The sequence below is a fragment of the Methanosarcina sp. 2.H.A.1B.4 genome, assembly GCF_000979385.1.
In the GTDB taxonomy this organism is placed as follows: domain Archaea; phylum Halobacteriota; class Methanosarcinia; order Methanosarcinales; family Methanosarcinaceae; genus Methanosarcina.
Map to the genome: position 1 here is coordinate 1 of NZ_JJOV01000068.1, position 26,059 is coordinate 26,059.

General features: G+C 42.5%; 17 protein-coding genes, 1 tRNA gene and 1 pseudogene. 11 read left to right on the top strand and 8 right to left on the bottom strand.

Annotated elements, in window-relative coordinates:
* Together EO92_RS10515 and EO92_RS10520 are read right to left on the bottom strand one after the other, a co-directional pair.
* A pseudogene (locus EO92_RS10515) lies at positions 1 to 449 on the bottom strand (RNA-guided endonuclease TnpB family protein); the annotation flags it as partial.
* 521 nt (positions 450 to 970) lie between these two features.
* Positions 971 to 1,080: transfer RNA gene (locus EO92_RS10520), tRNA-Met, on the bottom strand.
* A gap of 812 nt (positions 1,081 to 1,892) precedes the next feature.
* On the opposite strand from EO92_RS10520, the gene EO92_RS10525 reads away from it, so the two are divergent.
* The 4 genes from EO92_RS10525 (at position 1,893) to EO92_RS10540 (ending at position 6,132) form a co-directional block, all read left to right on the top strand.
* On the top strand, positions 1,893 to 2,276 hold the full coding sequence (locus EO92_RS10525; RefSeq protein ID WP_048171460.1) for a molybdopterin dinucleotide binding domain-containing protein: 384 nt from the start codon (positions 1,893 to 1,895) through the stop codon (positions 2,274 to 2,276).
* A 72-nt stretch (positions 2,277 to 2,348) separates the two neighbouring features.
* Positions 2,349 to 3,653: a formylmethanofuran dehydrogenase subunit B gene (locus tag EO92_RS10530; RefSeq protein WP_048134852.1), complete on the top strand. Its 1,305-nt coding sequence runs from the start codon at positions 2,349 to 2,351 to the stop codon at positions 3,651 to 3,653.
* 1 nt (position 3,654) lies between these two features.
* Positions 3,655 to 5,373: a formylmethanofuran dehydrogenase subunit A gene (locus tag EO92_RS10535; protein WP_048171463.1), complete on the top strand. Its 1,719-nt coding sequence runs from the start codon at positions 3,655 to 3,657 to the stop codon at positions 5,371 to 5,373.
* Positions 5,374 to 6,132 (top strand): formylmethanofuran dehydrogenase subunit C, encoded by a 759-nt coding sequence (locus tag EO92_RS10540; protein ID WP_048171465.1) that lies wholly within the window; start codon positions 5,374 to 5,376, stop codon positions 6,130 to 6,132. It begins immediately after the preceding gene.
* Positions 6,133 to 6,888: 756 nt separating this feature from the next.
* Here EO92_RS10540 and EO92_RS10550 read toward each other — a convergent pair.
* The 3 genes from EO92_RS10550 to EO92_RS10565 all read right to left on the bottom strand — a co-directional run bounded on the left by EO92_RS10550 (position 6,889) and on the right by EO92_RS10565 (position 12,252).
* Positions 6,889 to 7,470 carry a hypothetical protein gene (locus EO92_RS10550; protein WP_048171467.1) on the bottom strand — a complete coding sequence of 194 codons (582 nt, stop codon included), beginning with the start codon at positions 7,468 to 7,470 and terminating at the stop codon, positions 6,889 to 6,891.
* Between the two features lie 175 nt (positions 7,471 to 7,645).
* Positions 7,646 to 9,667: an S-layer protein domain-containing protein gene (locus EO92_RS10555; protein ID WP_048171469.1), complete on the bottom strand. Its 2,022-nt coding sequence runs from the start codon at positions 9,665 to 9,667 to the stop codon at positions 7,646 to 7,648.
* A 587-nt stretch (positions 9,668 to 10,254) separates the two neighbouring features.
* The gene (locus tag EO92_RS10565; RefSeq protein ID WP_048171473.1) at positions 10,255 to 12,252 is read right to left on the bottom strand and encodes an S-layer protein domain-containing protein; all 1,998 of its coding nucleotides are present in this window, start codon (positions 12,250 to 12,252) and stop codon (positions 10,255 to 10,257) included.
* A gap of 1,030 nt (positions 12,253 to 13,282) precedes the next feature.
* Between EO92_RS10565 and EO92_RS10570 the strand changes: the two genes are divergently transcribed.
* From EO92_RS10570 to EO92_RS10600, 6 genes are all read left to right on the top strand, one after another.
* Positions 13,283 to 13,858: a hypothetical protein gene (locus tag EO92_RS10570; protein WP_048171475.1), complete on the top strand. Its 576-nt coding sequence runs from the start codon at positions 13,283 to 13,285 to the stop codon at positions 13,856 to 13,858.
* 377 nt (positions 13,859 to 14,235) lie between these two features.
* Positions 14,236 to 15,342, top strand: coding sequence for an RNA-guided endonuclease TnpB family protein (locus EO92_RS10575; RefSeq protein WP_048171478.1), 1,107 nt, complete (start codon positions 14,236 to 14,238; stop codon positions 15,340 to 15,342).
* A 184-nt stretch (positions 15,343 to 15,526) separates the two neighbouring features.
* The gene (locus EO92_RS10580) at positions 15,527 to 17,170 is read left to right on the top strand and encodes a tRNA uridine(34) 5-carboxymethylaminomethyl modification radical SAM/GNAT enzyme Elp3 (protein WP_048171480.1); all 1,644 of its coding nucleotides are present in this window, start codon (positions 15,527 to 15,529) and stop codon (positions 17,168 to 17,170) included.
* 1,556 nt (positions 17,171 to 18,726) lie between these two features.
* Positions 18,727 to 19,122: a DUF1699 family protein gene (locus EO92_RS10585; RefSeq protein WP_048136055.1), complete on the top strand. Its 396-nt coding sequence runs from the start codon at positions 18,727 to 18,729 to the stop codon at positions 19,120 to 19,122.
* Between the two features lie 682 nt (positions 19,123 to 19,804).
* Positions 19,805 to 20,308, top strand: coding sequence for a hypothetical protein (locus EO92_RS10595; protein WP_048171484.1), 504 nt, complete (start codon positions 19,805 to 19,807; stop codon positions 20,306 to 20,308).
* Between the two features lie 32 nt (positions 20,309 to 20,340).
* The gene (locus EO92_RS10600) at positions 20,341 to 21,741 is read left to right on the top strand and encodes a DHHA1 domain-containing protein (RefSeq protein ID WP_048171486.1); all 1,401 of its coding nucleotides are present in this window, start codon (positions 20,341 to 20,343) and stop codon (positions 21,739 to 21,741) included.
* A 111-nt stretch (positions 21,742 to 21,852) separates the two neighbouring features.
* On the opposite strand, the gene nrpRII is transcribed toward EO92_RS10600, so the two are convergent.
* The 3 genes from nrpRII to EO92_RS10615 all read right to left on the bottom strand — a co-directional run bounded on the left by nrpRII (position 21,853) and on the right by EO92_RS10615 (position 24,553).
* Positions 21,853 to 22,611 carry a global nitrogen regulator NrpRII gene (gene nrpRII / locus EO92_RS10605; RefSeq protein WP_048171488.1) on the bottom strand — a complete coding sequence of 253 codons (759 nt, stop codon included), beginning with the start codon at positions 22,609 to 22,611 and terminating at the stop codon, positions 21,853 to 21,855.
* Between the two features lie 221 nt (positions 22,612 to 22,832).
* A complete protein-coding gene (locus tag EO92_RS10610) occupies positions 22,833 to 23,573 on the bottom strand; it encodes a glucose-6-phosphate isomerase family protein (RefSeq protein ID WP_048171490.1) in 741 nt (246 codons plus the stop codon).
* A gap of 230 nt (positions 23,574 to 23,803) precedes the next feature.
* Positions 23,804 to 24,553: a ribonuclease H-like domain-containing protein gene (locus tag EO92_RS10615; RefSeq protein ID WP_048135811.1), complete on the bottom strand. Its 750-nt coding sequence runs from the start codon at positions 24,551 to 24,553 to the stop codon at positions 23,804 to 23,806.
* A 475-nt stretch (positions 24,554 to 25,028) separates the two neighbouring features.
* On the opposite strand from EO92_RS10615, the gene mdh reads away from it, so the two are divergent.
* Positions 25,029 to 25,952 carry a malate dehydrogenase gene (gene mdh / locus EO92_RS10620; RefSeq protein ID WP_048171492.1) on the top strand — a complete coding sequence of 308 codons (924 nt, stop codon included), beginning with the start codon at positions 25,029 to 25,031 and terminating at the stop codon, positions 25,950 to 25,952.
* Positions 25,953 to 26,059 lie beyond the last annotated feature (107 nt).

Below are 26,059 nucleotides of genomic sequence, written 5' to 3' on the forward strand. Positions count from 1 at the left end.
GACGCTTCAAATTTCCACGGGTCTTTAAAAAACGGTAATGCGTATTCGTAGTTCTGGATTTGGTATGTTTTTCTACCGTGACTGAATGTAGTAAGACTAACTGAATTTTCAGTTATCGTGTAATCTCTCTTGTATGATAATGTCATAGATGTTGGAGAATACATTACTTTCTGCCAATAACTCATACCTATTTTTGCCAGTTCTACTATTGTTTTGTATGTCCCTGCTACCTGTCTTGGTATGTTACAACTAACCTGAGATTTTAATCCAATGTTTTCTCTGAGATAAGGATATACCATTTTTTGTAATTTCATAGCAGGTATTGTTCTGCCATGTTCGAAAACGATGTTAGATGTGTAATTCATGCCGTTTGTGTATTTTTGCATGGTTTCTACTAAATCAAAATCTGGATTTAGAATTTTCAGTTGTATTGTTTTAGTAGATTCCATAGTATATTATATTCACATAAACTTATCTATATATTTTGTGTGAATATTGAACCTAAACAGGGGTTGCGAAGATTACGCATTCCTCCCACCACTAAAGTAACGGGAATCCTGCTTAAGGCTCTTGAAATCCCCATTTTTCCAGAGAGCTTCCGGGGAGAGGACAAGAGACGCATAAGCATTATTTTTCGCATTCCCTTCAGAGGACTCTTTCTTGAAATGACCGGATGTGCCAGGACGTTGATGCAGCCCTCCACAACCTTCGTATTGTTTCCATAAACATAAGTTCAGAAAAGAAGAAACTCAATAAGACAGAATTATACTAATAGAGCTCATCCCAAAACCAATTTTATTCTCAAATCAGTAAAGTTTCAGAACTATTTTCATGATCATAAACTCTATTGATTATTCTGAATACGGGATTTGGAGAAGCAATTTTGAGTTTTGGGATCGGCTCATAATTAAAGTGAATTTTCAAAATAATAGTTATCAGAAAGCACATTGCATTAGAAAAAGAATTTAGGTGCCCGGAGCGTGACTCGAACACGCGACCTCCAGATATCTCAGGAGATTAAAGACGCCTCATATAAAGTCCCTATGAGTCTGGCGCCCCAACCGACTAGGCTATCCGGGCTTGCAACACACAAATGTATTAACATATATTAAAGGTTAACGATCGGAATTGGGGAAAATGGGGTTTTTCATTATTTTTGATGTGAAAAATATAACTCAAGAATGGAAAAGATAAAACGGTCAGTTCTCAGAACACATGAAGAGCATCAGTGAACACGTTATGTTAGAGGTGACATAATAGGGTAATATATAATAAAAGGAAATTATCTGGATATAGCCTATATAACGATTAAAAATATAATTAATAAGTGATATATACGCTTTCAGGACGATTTTTAAAAACAGGGAAAGCAGGAAAGAGCGCCCGTCAGGGACTTGATCAATTATATCCAAACACATAGGCTGTAAATAGATGTAAATCTGGATAAATATATATAAATCATATAATTATAATGAATGATCGAAATAGACCTTCAGTCAAAGGAGCTGACCGGAAGGTTCCATTTTCCATGCCGGTAAATCCTTTAAAAAATCACTATCAGAGGGAATTAGTTCCGATTACACTTTCGATAAGTTAAGTCTTCAATAAATCAGCTCCAACAATACTATTTACTAAATAGTTAATTCAGGGCATTTAATTCCAAACTGAGCTCTCTCAATATCCCATTGACTCCAAAACTAAAATCTCTCGAGACAGTCCCCGACCTCAGATTAACCATCAGTCCTGAGCAAGGCACCTGAGTTTTCAGGCCGAAAAGGTGTTAGAAAGTAGAGAATTTGGGATTGACACTTAAAAAATTGACACTTAAAAAATTGATTCAATTGATTCAGCTTATTGAGATACCTGGATTATATCCCAGATGAGGAATTTCCATGAAAATAAAAGCAAATCTCATATCCGGAAGGACCGCCGACCAGGGCGCACATCTGGAAGCAAAAACACACAAAGGTTATTTTGATGCCTGTGCTTACTGCGAACTGAACTCCGCAGACCTTGAGAGGCTGAGTGCCTCTGAGGGAGACAACCTGACGGTTACCACCGAATTTGGGGAAGTGGTGGTATTTGCAAAGGCAAATGAAGGGAATCCAGATGGCCTTGCCTTTATCCCTATGGGTCCCTGGGCAAATGCAGTGCTGAACCCTGACACACATGGCTGCGGGATGCCAGGATTCAAAGGTGTCCCTGCGGAAATCGAGGTCACGGATGAAAAGCCTCTGGACATGAAGTCCCTGATGAAGAAGTATTTAGAAGATTAAAGATCCCCTGAAACGAGAAATTCACATTTTCATCCAGGTCTGGAGAAACTGGAAAAATTCGGAGGAAAAAATATGCCAGTAATTAAAGACGCAGTATGTTCCCTCTGCGGGTCCCTCTGCGACGATATCACAGTCACTGTTGAAGACAATAAGATTACAAAAATAGAAAATGCCTGCATTCTCGGGCACAGCAAGTTTGTCGGCATGTTCGAGCATGACAGAATAGAAACCCCGATGATCAGAAAAGATGGGGAACTTGTGCCTGTCTCCTATGAGGAGGCAATCGAAGCTGCCGCAAAAATCCTGGTAAATTCCAGGAGGACACTTTCCTACGGCTGGTGCTCTACCTCCTGTGAGGCGATCAGCGGAGCAATTAAGCTTGCCGAAGAAACCGGTTCAGTCATAGATTCTACAGCAAATGTCTGCCACGGGCCATCAGCCCTTGCTGCCCAGGAGAAAGGGTCTCCTTCAGCCTCCCTTGGAGTAATAAAGAACAGGGCAGATGTAACCGTATTCTGGGGCTGCAACCCTGTGCATGCGCACCCCAGGCATATGTCCCGTTACTCAAGCTTCTCAAAAGGCTTCTTTACCGAGAAAGGACGGAAAGCCAGGACGATGGTAGTTATTGATGTCAGAAAAACTGACACTGCAAAACTCGCTGATAAATATGTGGAAATTGAACAGGGCTCAGACCTGCTCCTTGTAACTGCTCTCCGCTCAATCGTAAACGGGCATGAGGATGTCATTCCGGAAACCGTTGCAGGTGTTCCTAAGGCTGAAATCATTGAGCTTGCAGAAACTCTGAAGAACGCAAAGTTTGTCTGTATTTTCTTCGGTATGGGAGTCACCCAGTCCAGATCAAAGTACAAGAACGGAGATGCCGTGTCTTCCCTCATTTCAGACCTTAACCAGCACACAAAAGCCGTAATGATCGGAATGCGTGGACACTATAACGTTACCGGTTTCGGGCAGGTAGCAACCTGGGAGACAGGTTTCCCGATGGCGATCGACTTTGCAAAAGGATATCCCTATTACAACCCCGGAGAAACCGGAGCAAACGACCTGCTTGTGCGTGAAGAGCCGGACGCTGCAATTATAGCTGCAGCTGATGCAGGAGCCCACTTTCCCCAAAAAGCAGTCAGACATCTTGCAAGGATTCCTGTAATCCAGATTGACCCGTATGCCAACCCTACAACCGAGCTTGCAGATGTGGTGATCCCATCGGCAATTGTGGGAATCGAAGCAGAAGGGACAGCTTACCGTATGGACGCAATTTCCCTCCGCATGAAGAAATTGATTGATTCAGAATTCAAGACCGACGAAGAAATCGTAAAAGACCTGACTACAAAGGTCAGGGAACTGAAGAGAGGTGCATAAGATGTCGGAAATCCTGATTAAAAACGCCAGCGTCTGTGATCCGGCGCAGGGAATTAACTGCGAGACTATGGACATCTGCATCAGAGACGGCAAGATAGTAGACAGTGTCTCTGGAAATGCGAAGGTTATCGATGCAGAAGGCAAGCTCACCATGGCAGGGGGCTTTGATGGGCACACCCACAGTGCAGGTAAAATTAACGTGGGCCGCTTCATGAACCCCAACGATGCAAGGAAAAACCTTGTACCCGGACTTTCGGGCCAGGTTGCACGCACTGAAAAGACCAGAGCGCAGGTAGGGTACAACACCCCAAACACTTACGCAATCGGGTACAGGTATGCAAAACTCGGGTACACAACTATCTGTGAGGCTGCAATCCCCCTTCTTTCTGCAAGGCACACCCATGAGGAATTTAAGGAAATCCCTATCCTAGACAAAATGGGACTCTCACTCTTCGGAAGCAACTGGCAGGTAATGGAATACATCAGGGACAAAGAACCTGAAAAACTCGCAGCCTATATTGCCTGGGGCCTGAAAGCCTCAAGAGGGTACGGAGTAAAGATTGTAAACCCCGGAGGCGGAGAAGCCTGGGGCTGGGGCAAGAACGTAAGCGGACTCTATGACCCCGTCCCGAACTTTGATGTAACCCCTGCAGAGATTCTCATGGGCCTTGTAGAAGCCAACGAGCGCCTGCAGCTCCCTCACTCCGTACATGTGCACTGCAACAACCTTGGAAAGCCCGGAAACTATGCAACCACCATAGAGACCATGAAGCTTTTTGAAAAGGTAAAGCCAAGCAGGGACAGACAGTCTCTCCACGTTACTCACGTGCAGTTCAACGCCTATGCAGGCACTTCCTGGAGGGACTTTGAGACAGGGGCCCCAATGGTTTCAGATTACATTAACGGGGCAGACCACCTGACTTTTGACCTTGGACAGGTCATCTTTGGCCCTGCAGTGACCATGACTGCAGACGGACCTGTAGAATACGCAAACTCAAGGATGCTGCATGAGAAGTGGAGCAACCAGGATGTCGAACTTGAAGACGCGTCCGGTGTAGTGCCCCTCTTCTATTCCCCAAAAAGCTTCGTAAATGCAGTTCAGTGGGCTATCGGGCTTGAGCTTGCTCTGCTCGTAAAAGACCCCTGGAAAGTCATGTTCACAACAGACAGCCCTAACGGCGGCTCTTTCGTGAACTATCCTGAAGCCTTCACTTACCTGATGAGTGCAAAGAGAAGAGCAGAGGTTATCTCAGGCTTCTCCAAGATGGCTCTTGACAGGATGGTGCTGCCGGGAATCGACAGAGAACTGGACTTCTACGAACTTGCTGTCATGACAAGGAGCATCCAGTCAAAGATATACAGCAGGCCCGAGAAAGGAAACCTGAAAGTAGGGTCAGATGCAGATATTGCAATCTATGATATCCTCCCAGGCCAGATTGACCCGACTACAGAGTACGAAAAAGTTAAGAAAGCTTTCTCAGGTACCGCATATACCCTGAAAGACGGAGTGGTCGTTGTAAAAGACGGAGAAATCGAAGCCACCCCGAAAGGAAGGACTTACTGGGTGAATGCGAAGGTCCCTGCAAACATAGACAGCGCCATGCAGAAAGATATAGACCTCAAATTCAAGAAGTACTACACTGTGAGCAAATCCAATTACATGGTTGAGGATATGTACCTCCATAAGCCTGTTGAGATCGGCACAGAAGGGGTGTTCTAAATGCAGGTTGTAAAACTTTCCCTCAAAAAAGCAAATAAAATCCCCATTGAAGCCGATAATGTAAACCCTGACAACTTTGCAGGCAAGACCACGGAAGAGATAAAAGCGATTCCTGTCTTGTACGGAAACGGACAGTGTCCCCTCGGAGACTTCTTCAATGTAGAGGTAGAAGGCAGCGACTCCGTGGAAAACACAAAGATCGTTTTCAAAGGCGATGTTTCCAGGATAAAGCGGATCGGGCAGAACATGAGCGCCGGAGAGATCGAGATCAACGGCAACGTGGACATGCACTGCGGCTCTGGCATGAAGGGTGGAAAGGTCGTAATCAATGGCGATGCTGACAGCTGGCTCGGCTGCGAGATGGCAGGCGGAGAGATTATTCTCAACGGAAACGCTTCCTATTACGTAGGTGCAGGTTACCGCGGAGAGTCCTGCGGCATGCGCGGAGGAAAGATTACCGTCAATGGCAATACGAAGGACTACCTCGGAGAACACATGTGCGGAGGAGAGATCCTCGTAAAAGGCGATGTAGGGCTCCTTCCCGCAATCTCAAATAATGGCGGGAAAATAGTCATTGAAGGCAAAGCAACCATGCCTGCAAGCGAAATGAAGAACGGTACAGTCATCATCAAAGGTGAGGTATCCGATCTGCTTCCCTCTTACAAAGAAGAAGGGACAGAAGAAGTCGAAGGCGTTACATACCGCAAGTTTGTAGGTGATGTTAACGTTGGTGGAAAAGGCGTTTTGCTTATAAAGTGAACGACTTAAAATAAATGTATGGCGGATAAGAGACCGAAGTATAATAGACTCTGCGGAGTTTCTTTCTTATCCGCTTTACTACTCTTTTTGTACTCCCTGGTTAATTGGGTTGGTATTATTCCGAAATGGCCTTTTGTTGTATCTCCTTTTCCTTCTTTCCACGCGTCGCACCCTGCTTGAGCCCGCCTACGTGCCGTAGATAAAAACAAAAGCATTAGGCATGCTGGAAACCTGATGCCAGATATCAATTGTGTATATCAACTGTGTAGTTAGGGATGCCCGTTCTTTTTGCCCACCCGAATTGCGTCTAGCCCGAATTGCGTCTAGCCCGAATTGCGCCTCGGGATCACAGGAAATCAGAGATTTCCTGGGAGTTGCGATGTAATCGCAACAGTACGCAGTCCTTTTCGCTGCGCTCAAGAGGACTAATTTATGAGTTTTAGCAGTGAGCTTCGCTTAAGAGAGCTAATACGGACTAAGGAAAAAGAAATAAGGGCTCTTCGCTGTTTTGTGTGGGTTGAAAATAATTGCTTAGTTAGAACGTAACAAAGCCAAAAAGAGAAACATCAAGCTTGAATGTGATTTTCAACAAAAAATGTATCTATATTTTATACCTGTCACTTCAGCATTTCGGAAATGAATGTAAATTACCCACTTGAAATAACGAAGAACCGAAATAAGAAAAAAAGAGATAAGAAAAGAGATAAGAAAAAAGAAAGGAAAAAAGCTGAAAGGTGTCAGCTTTACTGAAAGAAATCAGTATCCTGTTGCTTCTGCCAGCTGCCTGAGAGGAGCTTCTTCAGCAGTATTTCCGAAAACTATTATCACATAGTTTTCATTGCTCCAGATATAGGAGTATCTGGGAACAGTTTCTCCTCCGGATGTTATGTACTCGGTGATTTTCACAGCGGAGTGACCGTTAAAGGACTCATCCGTAAAACGGGAGCCTTCACTTAATGGAGGGAAGGAAGCCTTGTATGCCGTGATGAAATTATTTGCAGATTCCTCATTTTCAAGCTCGATCACATCTATATAATAGTTAGTTTCGTTAGAATCTTTGTAGATCCCTTCGGAGACATTAAGGACCCCGGAGACATTTTCAGCTTTGTAATCGCTTTTAGTCTCATCTGTGGGGAGCGGAATGGTATCAACGTACTCAAAGCCTGCAGGAAGGGTTTCAAGTGTACTTATTCCAGCTATATCTTCATCAGAAATTGCGTTTGTTTCCGGATTGTCCGAATCTGTCCCGTTAACTGCAGGGGTGTTGTTATCCACGCAGCCTGAAAACGCGATCATCAAAACCGCAAACACAGATATTAAAGCTATACTTTTTTTCATGGGATTTCACCTTGATCCGTAAAACCCTGAAAAACCGGGTGGTTTAAAGAATCAGGATTTCAGAATTAAAAAGATTGTCAGGACTAAGAAGTCTGCAAATAAAAAGTTATCTGCAAAAATAAACCAAAAAAGGATTTGAAAGAGAGAAGGGCAAGGAAAACCCTTCACTCAGAATTTAGTTGTTCCTCCTGAAGAGGTAGACGACTGCAAGGAGTCCGACAAGGCCAAGGACAACTCCGAATCCAGGAGCACCTTCTTCTGCCGGGGTTGTTTCGCCCTCTACGGGTTCAGTTTCTCCTGCAGTTGCTTCCTCAGTTGGTTCTTCAGTTACACCCTCACCTGGAGTTTCAGTTACGTCCTCATCAGGTTGGGTTACTTCCTCTCCGATTTCGGTTTCGTTATATCCAGGAAGTCCCACGGTTTCGTTTCCTACACCGAGAATCCTCACAACGAATGGGAAGTACCTGAGTTCATTGACAGGAGTGTCACCTATTTTGAAAAACATGCCTTCAGCGATTTCCTCTTCGGAGTCCAGGGTCAGGGTGAAGGTATCCTCATTGCTGATCGTGAGGGTTGGACCGTTGATGGAAACATCGTCGAGGTTACCAAATTCGTCATCAGACTCGATGGTCATTGCGTTTGAATAGTCAATGAGCCAGAGACCTTCAATCTGGGCAATACTGTCGACTGCGCCCTGGAAGACCTGGTTGACATGCACTCTGAGGACAACAACATCGTCTTCGTCCTGGATGTCATCAAGTTCGACTTCCCAGGTGTTGGCGCCTGTATCGACTGAGATGATTTCATCATCAACATATTCTCCGTCCCTGGTGAACTCGAGCCAGACTTTCTTACCGTCAACATCAACCTGCCTGGCTTCGATAGCATAGCCTTCGCCGAGGTCGAGGAGTTCGCCGGTTCTGATGGTGTACTTGTCATCACTGTCAAGGACGAGCTTTGAAAGTTTGTCGGCTTTTTCAGGTTTGAGCGGGACATACTTCTGTGCGAAGAATCCGATAACAGGGTACTGGTTCCAGCCCTCTTCTGCATTATCGTATTCGTAGGCAACGTTCTCAATGCTTGTCTCGTAAACAAGGTCGCCTTCAGGAATTACGTTTCCGTCAATGTTGGAGACACTGAGAGATTCTGTTTCGACATTGTCATCAATGTCGTAGAAGAAGCCTGCAAAGTTAGATGCATCCCAGGTGAAGTTACCTGCACCGAAGGAGGCTGCTCCCCCGATCACATGGACACCTGGCTCTTTGACTTCCAGCATGAGATAGAACCTGAGCACATCGGAGCTGGTGTCAGCTGTCTTGAAGGACACGTTATTAAGAATTTTGTCTGTGCTATCCCTGGTAAGGGTGATGGTGTCCTCGTTGGTAATCATGAGAGTATCACCCATGATGGAAACATCATCTAATTCTCCAAATTCATCATCAGACTCAATAGTTATTGCGTTTGCGTAGTCAATAAGCCAGAGACCTTCAATCTGGGCGATGCTGTCGACTGCACCTTGGAAGACCTGGTTGACATGCACCCTCAGAACAACAACATCGTCTTCGTCCTGGATGTCATCAAGTTCGACATCCCAGGTGTTGTCGCCGGTATCGACTGAGATGATTTCGTCATCTACGAATTCGCCGTCTTTGGTGAATTCAAGCCAGACTTTCTTACCGTCAACATCAACCTGCCTGGCTTCGATAGCATAGCCTTCGCCGAGGTCGAGGAGTTCGCCGGTTCTGATGGTGTACTTGTCATCGCTGTCAAGAACAAGCTGAGCAAGTTTGTCAGCTTTGTCAGGTTTGAGTGGGATGGCCTTCCGTGCGCCGAAACCGATCATGCTATAGTTGCTCCAGCCAGCAGCCGGGTTATCGTATTCGTATCCAATCGGCTGAATCGTGGTTACGTAAACAAGGCCACCCTCTCCAATAACGTTGTTTTCAGTGCCCGGAACATCGACAATGAAAACAATCTCGGTTGATACATTGTCATCAATGTCATAGTAGAATATTGGAAATAGAGAAGCATCGATTGGAAGGATGGTACCGTTGCCATATGTATCAATAATATCGTCGATATCAGAGCCGTTGAACACGGAACTGCGGACCTCAATTACATCCTGTGCACTTGCGGCGGATGCAAATACAGTAAGAAGCATGAGAGCAGCCAGTGATACTGCCACAAATCTCTTCATTTTATTGTTTCCCCCACGTGTTTGTTAAGATATATCGTATGTAAGAAGAAGTGTCAGGATCGACCACTTAAAGGGTTTCACCATTCTTCACCAGATCAGACTTGTCCATTTAGTCTATTCCCGAAGAGGATTTCATTCCCCTTTTATCCCTCTAAATTGGATTACAGAGTATTATCTTCCACGAAGCCTGAAAACGCGATAATCAAAACCGCAAATACAAATATTAAAGCTATACTTTTTTTGGCTTTGTGGAAATCCGGCACCCCATATATATCCAGGTGATAGTATATATTAGCCATAATATATAATAGATTAATGGAAAAACGAGGAGCAAAACCAGAGTTCACCGATGTCCTCTGTCCTAATTAGATTGTGAATTTTATGGCATTTCCGGAAAAGGAAATCTCGCAGGCAACGGCACATATCAAATCAAGAACAGAAAAACCAGGGGTTTAAAGAATCAGGATTTCAGAATTAAAAAAATCTTCAGAACTAAGAAATCTGCAAATAAAAAGTTATCTGCAAAAAGTAGACTCAAAAAAGAATTGAAAGAGAGAAGGATTAAGAAAACCCTTCACTCAGAAAATTTAGTTGTTTCTCCTGACGAGGTAAACAACTGCAAGGAGTCCGACAAGACCAAGAACAACTCCGAATCCAGGAGTGTCTGCTGGTTCTTCTTCGGTTGTTTCGCCCTCTACGGGTTCAGTTTCGCCCTCTACGGGTTCAGTTTCGCCCTCTACGGGTTCAGTGACTACTTCAGTCACATTGTCGTCTGCAGGCTCGGTCTCAGATGGAGTTTCATCTACTTCCGGACCTTCGTCGCCAATGGTCTTCTCAACGTATGGGTAGTACCTGAGGTCGTTAGCAGAGGTGTCAGCGATCTTGAAGTACATGCCCTGACCAATTTCCTCTTCGGAGTCCCTGGTCAGAGTGAAGGTGTCTTCATTGCTGATTGTGAGGGTTGGACCGTTGATGGAAACATCGTCGAGGTTACCAAATTCGTCGTCAGACTCGATGGTCATTGCGTTTGCGTAGTCAATGAGCCAGAGACCTTCGATCTGGGCAATGCTGTCGACTGCGCCCTGGAAGACCTGGTTGACGTGCACTCTGAGGACAACGACATCGTCTTCGTCCTGGATGTCATCAAGTTCGACTTCCCAGGTGTTGTCACCGGTACCGACTGAGATGATTTCGTCATCTATGAATTCTCCGTCTTTGGTGAATTCGAGCCAGACTTTCTCACCGTCAACATCGACCTGCTTGGCTTCGATAGCATAGCCTTCGCCGAGGTCAAGGAGTTCGCCGGTTCTGATGGTGTACTTGTCATCGCTGTCAAGGATGAGCTTTGCAAGCTTGTCAGCTTTGTCAGCGTTGAGTGGGATGTATTCTTCTGCAAAGAAGCCGATAACAGGGTACTGTCCCCAGTTTGCCTTTGCGTTGGAGTACTCGTAATCAACATTCTTGATGGTGGTTGAATAAACGAGGCCGCCTTCAGGAATAACGTTTCCTTTAATACCGGAAACTTTGAGGGATTCTGTGGAGACATCGTCGTTGATGTCATAGTAGAAGCCAGCGAATTTGGTTGCATCCCAGGTGAAGTCACCTGCGCCGGAGGCGACCTGTCCTCTGAGTTCATAGGTGCCGGGCTCTGTGATTTCCTTCATGACGTAGAACCTGAGCACATTGGAGCTGGTGTCAGCGGTCTTGAAGAACATGCCCTCAGCGATTTCATCTGCGTCATCCCTGGTAAGGGTGAAGGTGTCTTCGTTGGTGATGGTAAGGGTTTTACCGTTGATTGAAACATCATTGAGTTCGCCGAATTCGTCGTCAGACTCGATTGTCATTGCGTTTGCATAGTCAATGAGCCAGAGACCTTCGATCTGGGCAATGCTGTCTACTGCGCCCTGGAAGACCTGGTTGACATGGACTCTGAGAACAACGACATCGTCTTCGTCCTGCACGTCATCAAGTTCGACTTCCCAGGTGTTGTCACCGGTACCGACTGAGATGATTTCGTCATCTACAAATTCTCCGTCCTTGGTGAATTCGAGCCAGACTTTCTCACCGTCAACATCGACCTGCTTGGCTTCGATAGCATAGCCTTCGCCGAGGTCGAGGAGTTCGCCGGTTCTGATGGTGTACTTGTCATCGCTGTCAAGGACGAGCTTTGCGAGCTTGTCAGCTTTGTCAGGGTTGATCGGGATGTACTTCTCTGCGAAGAAACCGATCAGGCTGTAGTTGCTCCAGCCAGCGGCTGCATTTTCATATTCGTAAGCAACATTCTGAATGGTTGTTGAGTAGACAATTCCGCCTTCTCCAATGACATTGTCTTTAGTGTCAGGTTTTTTAACAATGGAAAGGGTTTCGGTTGTCACATTATCGTCAATGTCATAGTAAAATGCTGCAAACTTAGTTGCATCGATTGTAAGGGTGTTACCAGCGCCATATGTATCAATAATGTCGTTGATATCAGAGCCGTTGTACACTGGGCCACGGATCTCAATTACGTCTGCTGCACTTGCGGCGGATGCAAATACAGTGAGAAGCATGAGAACAGCCAGTGATACTGCTGCAAATCTCTTCATATTATTGTTTCCTCCATGTTTGTTAAGATATATCGTATGTAAGAAGAAGTGTCGGGATCAAACACTTAAAGGGTTTCACCATTCTTCACCAAATCAGACTCATCCATTTCGTCGATTGCCGAAGAGGATTTCATTCCCTCCTTATCCCTCTAAATTGGATTACAAGTGTTCTATAAAATAATTGCATTATTAAATCTTTTGTGGTCTATTTCAGGGGAATTAAAGAAGAAAAGCGCAAAACAACGATACAAATGACGGTAAATGTCGAAAGAACCCGGGCAGAATATTCGTCAGAGGTTAACAGAGAAGATGAAGTAGAAATACTTATAAAACACTATGGAAAAAAGGTAATGTGTTTAAAGAGGAGTAACTAAATAATTTGAAACAATACTAATTTTAAAAAACGATTATGTAAAAACACCATTTATTCAATGTTGATCCATTTTGAAAACCTATTAAATCAGGTAAAAATATCGGCACTTCGCACATGCCATCCTTTTCTCAACTGCAGAACCGAAGCAGGGCATTATTAGTATGACAGTCTAATACATCCCAGATTATACGTGAGCAGGCATCTTCTAAAAAGAGACTGTGTTTGAATACTCCATAATAGGCTGTCTATTACATGTACTCTAGATACTGAACACACGGACAGCAGGAAAAGTGGCAGTTTAGAAATTAGTCCGGTAAAGCTGGCAAACTTCGAGGATTGGGGGTAAAAGTAAAAATAAACTTTTGAAACAATTCAGTTATTTTTCGCACGGACTTTCATTAGTTTTATAATAATAAAAGTAAAAAAATGTCTATTTTACTCGGTGTATAGTATAATCATACAGAATATTAGAAATTGACGATATAAGAGAGGAAATATAATATAAGAAAAATATATAAAAGAAAAGAGTCGAAAAGAATCTGAAGAAAGGATGCCCTGAAAATAAGGCACCTGACATTATACAGATAACCTATATAAGATCATATTTTATACCTGAACAATGCAACATAGGATTAAAAACAACATGGGGTATCAGCTTTGGAATGTCAAGATATTATCCAGAATGTCCTCTGCAGGATTAAAGCCATCAAAGGCGTGGAAGATACGTACATTTTGAATGAAGAAGATAAAGAGAAAATATTTGAGCTCGAGAAAAAAGCCGAAGGGGCGGTCTTGATGGGCATGGGAGTCGGAGATAACCAGGGGATCAAAGAGGTTTTCAAACGCCAGGTAATCATTGCCTTTACAACCAACATGGACTACGTCTGGCCTGAAGGACCAAATGTAATTCTAATGCAGTATGGGGAGAAAGTAGGTGAAGATGTCTATGACCCCGAAAAACTTGAGGAGTGTAAAAAGTGCAAGGATATGATGGTGATGGGAAATTTTGTAATTTACAGAAATGCAGTACCAAAGCCGCATAGCACAAAAAAAGAACCGATGACTGTTGTACTCCCTCCCCAGAGTTGTAAAGAAGTAGAATGTGTGAGCAACGTGGCTAATACCGTGCTCGCGTCCCCATCCACCCCTTCAGACGAGTACATCAGATCTGTAATGGGTCTCAAGCCACAGGTAGGGCAGGGGACTTTTATCATCGGATACGACATCTGCTGATCAAACTGGACCTGTGGATGGTTACAGAAGTAAATAAAAAGATCTGGAGAAAATAATCAAGCACACGATACAGACATGCCTGCGAGATGTTTCAGTCTTCATTATGCATATACTATACTCGACGTTGTGTCTATAGATATAATATAATATAACAGCAAAAATTGAGTGTGCTATACAATAAAAAATGAAAATTCAAACAAACGATCTTTAGTATAAAAGATAAAGATCGAAAATTATCTTTTTTTAGAGAGGTACAGCAGCAGGTTTCAATATTTAGGAGCAATAAGGACTAATCCCCGCCATTTCAATGGTGGGATACAACCCGTCAACTTCGACATAGTAACATTTATTTAGGTAAAATTGCCTAATACCGCATTATGCCTAAAGTAACTCGTTATAGAATCTATCCAACAAAATCACAAGTTACAAAGCTGAATTCTACTTTGGAACTGTGTAGATGGGTATATAATGAAACTTTGGCATTAAGAAAAACTGCATGGGAATCTGAACAAAAAAAAATCAGTTATTACGATTCTAAGAAAATGATCCCTATCTGGAAGAAAGATAAACCAGAACTTAAAAATGTTCATTCTCATACTCTTCAAGATGTAACTATGCGTGTAGATCTTGCCTTTCAAGCTTTTTTCCGTAGAGTTAAAGCAGGAGAGAAAGCAGGATATCCACGATTTAAAGGTAAAGGCTGGTATGACAGTATTACTTACCTACAATCTGGATTCTCCTTAAATGGTAATATGTTAACCCTCTCCAAAATCGGAGACATAAAAATCAAAATGCATAGACCACTTGATGGTAATATTAAACGCTTAATTATCAGGAGAACTTCAACCGGAAAATGGTTCGTATCAATCCTCACTGATATTGAAACTTATCAACCACTTGAATATTCTGATAAGTCAGTAGGTATTGATGTTGGAATCCTCTCTTTTGCAACTTTATCAAATGGAACTTACATTCCAAATCCTAGATTCTACATTCAAGAAGAAAAAGCTCTGGCTAAAGTTCAGAGAAGTTTTTCCAAAACTGAAAAAGGAACTCCTGAAAGAGCTAAATTGAATAAATCGTTATGTAGAGTACATGAACGCATTTCTAACAAAAGAGAAGATTTCGTTCAAAAACTCAGCAAAAATCTCGTTGATAATTACGGTACAATCTGTTTTGAAGATCTTAACATTAAGAACATGTCAACAAATCACAATCTGGCAAAGCATATCCTTGATGCAGCCTGGGGTAAACTTGTAACTTATACTTCCTACAAAGCTGAGAACGCTGGTAGAAAAGTAATACTTGTTGATCCTAAGAATACTTCAAAGTTGTGTTCTAATTGTGGTATGTTGGTAGAAAAAGATCTGTCAGAAAGAACTCATAAGTGTCCTTTCTGTGGTCTGTCTATTGACCGTGATCTTAATGCTTCTATCAATATTCTCAGACTGGGATTGCAGTCTGTTCGTAAAACCGATAGATGACCCTCATTTTAATGAGGGGAGCAGTCACATAAAGCAAGTTTATTGAGAATTCAGACCAACGAAAATTTAAAGAATCCTACATAAGGGAATTCCATTACTTAGAAATCGGTCTCAAAACACCTTTATCTAAAACTGCTGCCGAAAGAAATAGCCGGGAATAAATGCCGGAAAGACGGAATATGAAATGAAGGAAGCTGATTATAACAGGGCCTGCAGAAGTGTACTTGAAAAGGTACTTGCCGGTGAAATAAAAGACGAAGTCCAGTTGAACAAAGAAAAAAAAGATGTGAGTAAGCTACATCATCTTGCCAGCCTGCCCAGAAATGGAGATATAATTATGCAGGGTACACCTGAAGAGCGAGCCCTAATAAAGGAGTTCCTCAGGCGAAAACCCGTAAGGACAATTTCCGGAGTTGCAGTAATTGCTGTAATGACCTCTCCCGCCCCATGCCCTCATGGGGTTTGTCTACCCTGCCCGGGAGGCCCAAAATCAGCATTTAAATCCCCTCAGAGCTACATGGGAAAAGAACCTGCAGCAATGAGAGCTATTCAACACGAGTTCGACCCTTACGCCCAGGTTCAATCCAGACTATCTCAGCTAAGGGAGATCGGCCATGATGTGGAGAAGGTAGAGCTGATAGTTATGGGAGGCACATTTTCAGCACGCAGCCTCGACTATCAGGAATGGTTTAGCAAACGTTGCCTTGAAGCAATGAACGATCTCACAGGTACTGAATGGAGGGAAAATGTCTGGAAGATCGGAAAATCAGTCCCTTACATTCCGCTTGAAGAGGTTCAGAAAGCTAACGAAATAGCGGACATCCGTAACGTGGGAATAACATTTGAGACACGTCCCGACTGGGCAAGAGAAGAACATGTGGACGAGTTCCTCAGGCTTGGAGGAACAAAAGTCGAGCTTGGAGTCCAGAGTGTTTATGACTTTGTCTTAACCAGAATGCAGAGAGGACATGGTGTTGCAGAAATTGTCAGGGCTAACCGGGTATTAAGAGACAGCGCATTTAAGGTAGGCTTCCACATGATGCCCCACCTCCCGGGATCAGATTCACAACTCGACCTGAGAGGGTTTAAAAAGCTCTTTGAAGATCCGCGTTTCATGCCGGATTACCTCAAAATTTATCCAACCCTTGTGACTGAAGGCACCCCTCTGCACAGGATGTGGGAAGCCGGAGAATATCAGGCACTTTCAGACGAAGAGGCTGCAGAGCTTGTTGCAGACATAAAAGCTGTCCTGCCTAAATGGGTAAGACTCCAGCGCATCCAGCGTGACATTCCCGCCAATCAAATCTTTGCAGGCGTCAGAAAGAGTAACCTCAGGCAACTTGCAGAGGAAAAACTTCGGGAAAAGGGAGGTAAATGCCACTGTATACGCTGCAGGGAAGTGGGGCACAATAGCCTGAAAGGGAGAGGGCTAAACGAGAAAGACATCGAGCTTACGATGGAAACTTACGAAGCCTGTAACGGTAAAGAACATTTCATTGCTTTTGAAGACCTTTCGGCAGATATCCTGATAGGTTTTACGCGTTTGCGTTTCCCGGCGACTCCCCACCGTCAGGAACTGCAGGACTCTGCCCTTATAAGAGAACTGCACGTTTACGGCTCCATGGTACCTGTAGGAAAAGGGGCAAAACAAAAGGAATGGCAGCACCGGGGCTATGGAAAAGAACTTATTGAGCACGCTGAAAAAACGGCATATGAATCCGGCTACAGGAAACTTGCAATAATCAGTGGAATAGGTGCCAGGGAATACTACCGAAAACTCGGGTATACTCTTGACGGAGCTTATATGTCAAAAACTCTGAGGGGCTAAAAAGATGGCCCTCTTCCACTACATACCTTAAACTGAGTTTTCCAACCCGATACTTTACACAACCTATCGGGTTCCGGAACCTATCCAGAGTTACTGGAACCCGTAATATTCCTGTTAACAGTTGTCCTTGCAGGGACTTTTTGGTATCATATTTGCTTTTCTAGCATCTATCAGTATACATCCGGAAACGCCATCTTAAGCACTTACCGTTTTCTCCCCACATTATGTTTCAAGTGCCTGGCTTTCCCACTAACTATTTTTTCAACTCCCTTTATACCCCATGTATATATAAACGATTTTTTATAAAAATGGAGATTGTTTATCAGCTTGCTCCTGACAATTTATTTCAGATTTTGGGTTTAAAAGAGAAGAGTAAAGAAAAATATATAAATATTAATTTGTAAAAACGTTTTAATAAAATTTAGTAATATAAAAATAGTACTGTGGTTTTTTAGTTATAGAGTATAGGAGGTTTCGATTTGGATCTAAAAAGTAAAGAGGAAAAACGGGCTAAAACCTCAACAAGCAAGGCAATAAAGAGAAACTGATAAAATTGGCTATTATAACTTTTCCCTTATAATAACCACTTATATTTTAAAGATATAAGGTCTATCAAATATAATTAATGTAAAAATATAAATAGTACTGTGTAAATAAAGTAAGTCAACTGAATAATAATATTGAAGCGCAAGTCAAAATTTCTGCGTTAGTAAAATTAACTGACCAGAGACGAAAGACATTGTTATGAAAAAAATTCAGTTGAGCCATCAATTTTAAAAAATGAGGGGGATTATATGGCACATAAAAAATATAAAAAAGATTGGGGAGGGGAATATTCTGTCCTTAGTACCTACAAAATGAGGAAAAACAGCCTATAAAAAATAACTAGTTAACTGAAATCCCTGTCCATCGCATTCGAATCTACAGATTTCACAGGGAGATTTACAGAGAAATGTTAAATAGTATGGTACAATATCGTATACCCGTCTTCACAAATTGTATAAAATATTTACAATTTATATGAAAAAAAGAAAAATGTCAACTTTTGGTTTTCCGAAAAATACTCTTCAAGCTTCAGGAAAAAAATACGGGCCACATTTTAAGGTAAATCCGTAATATATGAAATTTAAAACCTGAAAACGAAAAAAAATTATAAAAAGCAAAAATAAGGCAATTAAGAGATTTGGCTTCAGGAATAAATTTTTGATTAAAATAAAAGTAAAAAAAACATTCATAAAAAAATAAATATTATGAGACATTAACATAATAAAAAACGTAATATATCAGATCCGAAAGCCCCACTCAGGTTTTGAATTTTAACGACAAAAACAAACCCGAAATTAAACCAAAGAAACCTTAAATAGAACCTAAGAAACCCTAAAAAACCTGAGAAACATTAAATTAAACCCTAAATTAAACCCTAAATTAAACCCTAAATTAAACCCTAATTAAACCCTTAATTAAACCCTAATTAAACCCTTAATTAAACCCTAAATTAAACCCTAAATTAAACCCTAAATTAAACCCTAAAAAACCTGGAAAGAGCGGTGATAAAAATGAAAATTAGAGTTGTAAGCTCAAAAGAAGAAATTGACACTTTAAAACTCAATGAGGAAATTGTCCATCTTGCATTCAGACCATCCAACAAGGACATTTTTAAACTCATTCTGAAGTGTCCAGAAGTAAAAGCGATCCACATCCCGAGCTCATACAAGAGAACGATTTCCAGTTCTGCACAGATGTATCTATCGATGCAGAACATTGCTTTGCTTGAGGGCGATGTGTGGGGCCACAGAAAAGACATCAACGAATATTCCGAAGTTTCCCAACATGTATTTGACCGTATAAAGGAACTGAAAGAAGAAGGAAACTCCGATGAAGACACTATAGAAAGACTTGTAAGGGAAACAAGGCTCAGCCCTGAGTTTGTAACCTTTATCATATCGAATTAAAATAAAGTTCTAAATAAGCCGATCAAAATCCTGATCGGCGTCCATTCTCCGGCAGAATTCCCTGCTTAAACTTTTTTTAAAATATTTAGAGATATGTCCTGAAGCAAATCCTATAAGTTCCAGAGCTGATACAGGAAAAATATATCGGAAAATGTGTCTCTCGGAAATTAATTAATTTAAGAGTTCCAGCCACCAGCAAGCTTTTAAAGAAAACTATCCTTCAGGATAAAAATTTCTTTTAGAAATAACAAATTAGATGTAATTAGATATTTTCTCATACAGGAACCTTATTTCATACATCAGTACATTTTAGCAACTACCAGTGATACAAGAATATTATTGACGTAGGAATATTATTGAGCCTGATATGCATTACTTTTATCAGTACCTGACCGATAACATCTTTACTCTTACCAGAAACCTGCTCTGAAACCCATATTATCTGTCGTCGGTATGCATTACCTGTGCCACCAGCATTCATTATCTGTTGTCCGCACGCACTATAGCTACTGGAATTCATTATCTGTTGTCTGCATGCACTATAGCTACTGGAATTCATTATCTGTTTCCCGTCTGTATCATCTTTGCTATCCGAAAAAAATAGAAAAATAAACCCGGGCATTGCCCTTATGTTTTAAATAAAAAGCTTAAGTAAAATAGAGAAAAACAGGAGATGGATTTTATGACCGAGTTCGAACATGTGCTTGTAAACTCATTTAACGCATACATTGAAGAAAAAGGCATAAGAGCCATCTCCTACCGGCTTAAGCAGCACAGGTTTACTTCTCAGTTCCTTGACGTGCTTGTAGATTCCCTTGACCCTGACCTGTACCTGGGGATCGAATGTAAAAGTATCTCTGTGGAGAAAGGAGCAAACGCACTTTACTTCACCCAGCATTTTACTGTAGACAAAAAAGGCATCCATCAAATAGACAGGATTTCAGACTACCTGAATAGATCAGGAAGGAGGGGATTCCTTGCAGTAGAGCTTCGCCTCGGGACAGGTCATGACAGGGAAGCATATATGGTCCCGTGGGAAGAGCTGGAGAAGAGTTATCATGCAAAAAATCTTAAACTAACAGTACAGGAAATCCGAAATTTTCCGGAAATGAAAAGGGATGGAAAAGATTACATGATAAACCCTAAAGAATGGGGAAGAAAAAATCGCTGGGAAAAAGAAAGTTAAACTGAGGCTAGCAGAGAATCTCGGAGAAAGTAATGACTGAAATTATGGAAGCATTTAGAAAAGAAGCAGGCAGGTGTGCCGAAGAGATAAGAAAACACAGGTCAGTGCACGTAGTATCTCATATAGATGCAGACGGACTGACTTCTGCAGGGATTATCTGCACAGCTCTTGAACGGGGAAATATCGAATATACAGCACGTTTTGTAAAGCAACTCGATGAAAAAGCCCTTGACACTCTCGCAGACGAAAGCCATGAGTTAATAGTTTTTACGGATCTCGGAAGCGGGATGTGCGAACATATAAAATCCCGCGGGATCAATGCTATTGTCTCAGACCATCACCAGCCTCAGGGCACTCTGGATTTTCACCTCAACCCACACCTTTTTGGGGCGAACGGTTCTTACGAACTGAGCGGTTCGGGAACCACTTACCTTCTGGCTTCAGCCCTCGGAAAAAACAGAGACCTTTCCTCACTTGCCATAGTAGGGGCTGTAGGGGATATGCAGCACCTGAAAATGGGGCAACTTGTAGGGATTAACAGGGAAATTCTGGAAGAAGGAGTGAGAGGCGGGCACCTTGAGTTCAAAAAAGACCTGACCCTGTTCGGAAAGCAGACCCGCCCAATCTACAAACTTCTGCAGTACTCTTCCGATCCTTACCTTCCCGGACTTACCGGAGATGAAGAAGCTTGCATCGAATTTCTTCATTCCCTGAATATTCGCCACAGCCAGGACGAGCGCTGGAGGCGCTGGATAGAACTTGAGGTTTCGGAAAAACAGAAAATTGTCTCAGGGCTTATCCAGTATTGCCTTAAATCAGGAATACCGTCATACAGGATCGAGCGCCTGATAGGCGAGGTGTACGTCCTTCTCAATGAAAAGGAAGGTACGGAAATGAGAGATGCATCAGAGTTTTCCACTCTTCTCAATGCTACTGCCCGGTACGACCATGCTGACATCGGGCTTGCAGTCTGCATGGGGGACAGGGAAAACGCCTACGAAGATGCCAAAAAACTGCTTGCTGAACACAGGCAAAACCTCGTTAATGGGCTTCTGTACGTAAAAGAAAATGGTATTACTCAGCTCAATAACATCCAGTACTTTGATGCAGGTTCGCAGATAAAGGAAACCATTGTAGGAATAATTGCAGGCATGAGTTCCACAATAGTTGAAAACAGGAATCTTCCAATTATTGCCTTTGCAAAAACAGAGGGAGGAGTTAAGGTCTCAGCAAGAGGGACGCAGGACCTGATCCGCAGAGGAGTAAACTTATCTGAAGCAATGTCAACTGTATCGGCAGAAGTTGGCGGGGCAGGCGGCGGACACGATATTGCCGCAGGGGCAACTATTCCTGAGAACGTAAAAGAAGAGTTTGCCCGAAAACTGGACCTTTTCATAGGAGAACAGCTTCGACGGAAAGCAAATTCAAGATAATGGAGGCTGCCCTCCGGAAATCGTTCCGGAAAGCCGGATACCACGAAAAGCAAATTCAGGGCTCAGTGAATGAAGGACAGGAATTTCTGGAATAGAGGTAATAAGCAGGTTTCAGACCAGATCTTCAATCCGGCTCATTTCCTTGAAAGAAATTAACCTTGACATTGCACTTGTGTCTATAGGAATTCCATACTCCTGTACAACAGCCATCGGATTTGTTCCTCCAATGACAACTATTCCGAGGTGGTCTCTCTCAATAGGGACATCGAGAACTCTTGTGTTTGGTTCTCCTACTTCCAGAATTCCGCTGAAGCCTGCATCCAGAAGGTCAGAAAGGCTACTTTCAATCACATCTCTTGCAACCATGGGAGCTTCCCTCAGGTTTGCGAGAACCTTGCCTGAACCTGTCCTGAGCATTTCAGATACGGAAGTGATTCCCTGAGACATCAGGACTTCCAGAGGATCTACAGTTGTACTTACATATGTCAGCACATCGGTAAAACGTACAGGAATTCCGTTTCGGATCTGGACAACCCCGCCAAGCTTCGGATTTACAGGAATTCCTGCTTTTAGCAGTACGCCGTCGATAGTTATACTGCAAACAGTCCCGATCCCTACCTTTCCGTTTTCAATGGTCAGGTTTCCGATTGATTCCCCTTCGGAAATTACTTTTACGTAAGGGGTCACGGAAAGTCCGCTTGAGATAACCATCTTGAAGATCCCGAGCACATCGTCCAGATCTTTTTTATCGATAAGCGAGAGATTAAGTATGACGTCTCCATCCATTTTCTTCGGATCAAATGTAGTCCTGTACATGAGATCTCTGATTCGGGATGATGTAAACTGAATACGGTATCCATTTTTTTGCATTTCAACCCTCCTGTAATTGAAAGTATTTATACCTATTATAAGTTGTGTATTAATATGAAGGAAAAACATCCTCCCGATTGGTATCAACCATCTGTCTGTAAGTTCCCGGCCTTAAAGGCTATAATAAAAAAAGATAAAAATTAAGGTTTCTCAGAGGAGTCTTCAGGAAAAATGTATTAGAACGTGAGCTCGTGTATATCATGAGAAACTCGGAATCCTTTTCACAACACTCCCGCTAAGAAACCCATAAAGTCCTGCGGAGCCGTTAAGAATCTTAGTTTGTCAGCTCTATGCAAAAGATCATACATATTTTCTCCGGAATCAAGCCTGAGTTCATCAAAGCTTAGTGGTTTGAGATAACGAATGGATGGGATATCCCTGTAAAGGGGATTTTTGGCAAAGCCATCTTTAAGAAGGAAATAGGCAGCTCCGGAAAGTCTTTTTACAGGCTCATAGACCGAAGAGAAATCCCGACAAACCCAGTTTGCCATCTCAAGAGTCTTTTCTGAAGCGTTTATTGTAACATGCCCGTACCCGGGTGGGACAAGCACCATATCTCCTTTTTCTGCTTTGATTACTGCCACATCCAGAACAATATCCTCTTCTCCAGGTTCCACTTTCTGCAGTAGATAAGTAGCAGAACCTTCAAGCACCTGGTAAATCTCAGGATAGGAAACATTTGTTCCAGGAACCTGCGGATGGTAGTGACCTACGGTTTTAATGTATTCTGACCCAAGCATTCCTGGAGGGATTCTTGTAATGTCATATCTGAGGTGGTGGATTTTAATGTTCTCAAGATCTGCATCATTTTTGGCAAGATCCCTGAACATATAGTACATGTCTTTATTTCTTTCATCTACCCTTTCAAACCATTCCCTATCAAATACCACATCTTCCATATCGTGGAGTTTTCTTACATCCGCCACAGTGACTTTATCCCCGAACTTCAGTGTTACTGCCATTAAATTCCCCTTTATTTCAGAGCATATAGATAACGTTCAATACCACAGCGAGCCTGTTCAATTACATACAAGATTTACATACAAGATTTTGCCATAAAAGTTAGCAGTGAATCAGTAAGGCCAAAATCCAGAACAGCAATAGGAAGTGCATAAGTTATTAACTGACAATATATACATATTGCTAACATTTCTACTTTTTGGCGACACCCTGATAGGAAAACTGCACTGTTTCACGTCTTCAAAGCTTTTTCAACCATTTTCGGGTAAGTAAGTTCAATAATAGTTTTCAGATTTACTATATCCTCCTGATTATATTTAAGAAGCAGGTCCAGAGCTTCCTTATCGCCCTTCTCATACTTCCTCCAGAGCCGGACCGCATCAAATCCATCCATACCGTCCGTATCCTCACTTCTGCAGATCCCGAGCAGCTTTTCAATATTTTTGAGACCTCCGCCATACCCTATACGCCTGAGCGGATACATCAGGTCGATGTGGAGCTGCTTGAATTCGATTTCGGGAAATTCGGATTTTATGAAAGGAATATCAAAGCGGGCTCCGTTAAAGGACACGAGGAGCTTGTATTTTGAAAATTCCTCCACTATGTCATCAAGATTGATTCCCCTCACATACATTTTGGACTCATTCCCATCATAGATTCCAACAACGGTAATCCTGTCCCTGCTGGGGGAAAGCCCTGTGGTTTCGATGTCAAAGAAAGCGACAGAGTCAGAAAACAGAGAATAAGTCCTCCAGTGTTCTGCAGAAGGGAGACGCTGTGAAAAAAAGAAGCAATCTCTTGCAGCCAGATGTTTAGAAGAAATCTTTATTTCGTCACATATTCTGGTTTTCCTTGATAAAGGAATTGAGATTCTATCTTCCATTTCCAGGAACTCTTCCCAGGTATTTATTCCTGAAGCCCAGATCTTCTGCTCAAGAGCTTTTCCTACGCCCGGAATGTGAATATATGTGTTCTTTAGCATTTTTCCCCTGAACCATTGTAGGTGATCTTTAATAAAAATACTGCATGAGGACTGAAAGTGATATAGAACGCAGACAGTGGCTTTCAATAAATATAAACCCTACATTAAATGGTCAGAACATAGACACTGTTCTCTAAACAGACATTAATCTGGGTCAATTCGTTCGGACATGTATTTAAGAGTCGACCTTGCCGTACGGAATCGTTCCGGATTCACACCGACAAGGTTAATATACTTAGCTAGTGATAATATAACGTACTCTTTATTTCTTGCGGGGGCAAAACATAAAGAGGGTTTATAGAGTCCGACTTAATAAGATTGGGGAAAAATACAAGTTCAGGACTTCTAGAAAGCCAAAAAAATAAATACTAAGATATAGTTACCACCAAACCAATTAGAAATTCATGATCGATTTTTACAGGCAGGAATCAAGAAAGCTTCCTGCAAATGAATATTTTATACGGGTGTGCAAGTAATGGCTAAAATTTCCGTAATTGGTGCAGGAAATGTAGGTGCGACCACAGTCCAGCGGCTAGCCGAACTGGAACTGGGCGAAATTGTCATGACAGATATTGTGGAAGGACTACCACAGGGAAAAGCTCTTGACCTAATGCAGGCAGGGGCAATAAATGATTATGATACACAGGTAACAGGTACTAACGATTATGCAGACATTGCAGACTCTGACCTGGTGATCATTACAGCCGGGATTGCCAGAAAGCCCGGAATGAGCAGGGAAGACCTTATTAAAACCAATTCAAAAATAATAGGAGAGGTATCCCGAAATATTGCAGAGTATTCTCCGAACTCCATTGTTATAAATGTCACAAACCCACTTGACATTATAACATATGTATCTATGAAAGCAACGGGCTTTGAGCCAAAAAAGGTATTCGGGATGAGTGGAGTTCTTGATGCAGGTCGTTTTGCAAGCTTTATAGCAGAAGAACTGAAGTGTTCGAAAAAGGATGTTGAGGCAATGGTTATAGGAGGCCACGGAGACCTTATGGTTCCCCTCCCCCAGTATACCACAGTCTCAGGAGTTTCACTTCCGGAACTGCTTCCGGAGGAGACAATTGCCAGGCTTGTAGAAAGGACAGTGAATGGAGGAGCCGAAATCGTAGGACTTCTCAAACAGGGAAGTGCATTTTATGCCCCGTCTGCAGCCATTGTGCGCATGGCAGAAGCCGTGCTTAAAGATTCAAAACGCATTATTCCGGCGTCTGCATATCTTGAGGGGCAGTATGGGCAGGAAGGAATTTACTTCGGAGTGCCCGTAAAACTGGGAGCAAACGGGATAGAAGAAATCCTGGAACTCAAACTTGATGAAAGCCAGTATGAGATACTAAGAAAATCCTCAGAAACGATTAGAAGGGGAATCTCACAGCTGGAAATGTGAACTACCACTCAGCTAAAGACTGACTGGCTTCTCGGGTCATCCCTTCCTCTATTGAGGACAAGTCACGCGAGCTCAACCCTGCGTCCAGCAGGTGAAAATATGAGTGT

Coding starts and splice junctions, on each gene's coding strand:
- EO92_RS10555 (WP_048171469.1), bottom strand. CDS start 9,667: ATGAAGAGATTTGTGGCAGTATCACTGGCTGCTCTCATGCTTCTTACT.
- EO92_RS10565 (WP_048171473.1), bottom strand. CDS start 12,252: ATGAAGAGATTTGCAGCAGTATCACTGGCTGTTCTCATGCTTCTCACT.
- EO92_RS10610 (WP_048171490.1), bottom strand. CDS start 23,573: ATGGCAGTAACACTGAAGTTCGGGGATAAAGTCACTGTGGCGGATGTA.
- EO92_RS10550 (WP_048171467.1), bottom strand. CDS start 7,470: ATGAAAAAAAGTATAGCTTTAATATCTGTGTTTGCGGTTTTGATGATC.
- mdh (WP_048171492.1), top strand. CDS start 25,029: ATGGCTAAAATTTCCGTAATTGGTGCAGGAAATGTAGGTGCGACCACA.
- EO92_RS10575 (WP_048171478.1), top strand. CDS start 14,236: ATGCCTAAAGTAACTCGTTATAGAATCTATCCAACAAAATCACAAGTT.
- nrpRII (WP_048171488.1), bottom strand. CDS start 22,611: ATGCAAAAAAATGGATACCGTATTCAGTTTACATCATCCCGAATCAGA.
- EO92_RS10540 (WP_048171465.1), top strand. CDS start 5,374: ATGCAGGTTGTAAAACTTTCCCTCAAAAAAGCAAATAAAATCCCCATT.
- EO92_RS10535 (WP_048171463.1), top strand. CDS start 3,655: ATGTCGGAAATCCTGATTAAAAACGCCAGCGTCTGTGATCCGGCGCAG.
- EO92_RS10525 (WP_048171460.1), top strand. CDS start 1,893: ATGAAAATAAAAGCAAATCTCATATCCGGAAGGACCGCCGACCAGGGC.
- EO92_RS10595 (WP_048171484.1), top strand. CDS start 19,805: ATGACCGAGTTCGAACATGTGCTTGTAAACTCATTTAACGCATACATT.
- EO92_RS10530 (WP_048134852.1), top strand. CDS start 2,349: ATGCCAGTAATTAAAGACGCAGTATGTTCCCTCTGCGGGTCCCTCTGC.
- EO92_RS10580 (WP_048171480.1), top strand. CDS start 15,527: ATGAAGGAAGCTGATTATAACAGGGCCTGCAGAAGTGTACTTGAAAAG.
- EO92_RS10600 (WP_048171486.1), top strand. CDS start 20,341: ATGACTGAAATTATGGAAGCATTTAGAAAAGAAGCAGGCAGGTGTGCC.
- EO92_RS10615 (WP_048135811.1), bottom strand. CDS start 24,553: ATGCTAAAGAACACATATATTCACATTCCGGGCGTAGGAAAAGCTCTT.
- EO92_RS10585 (WP_048136055.1), top strand. CDS start 18,727: ATGAAAATTAGAGTTGTAAGCTCAAAAGAAGAAATTGACACTTTAAAA.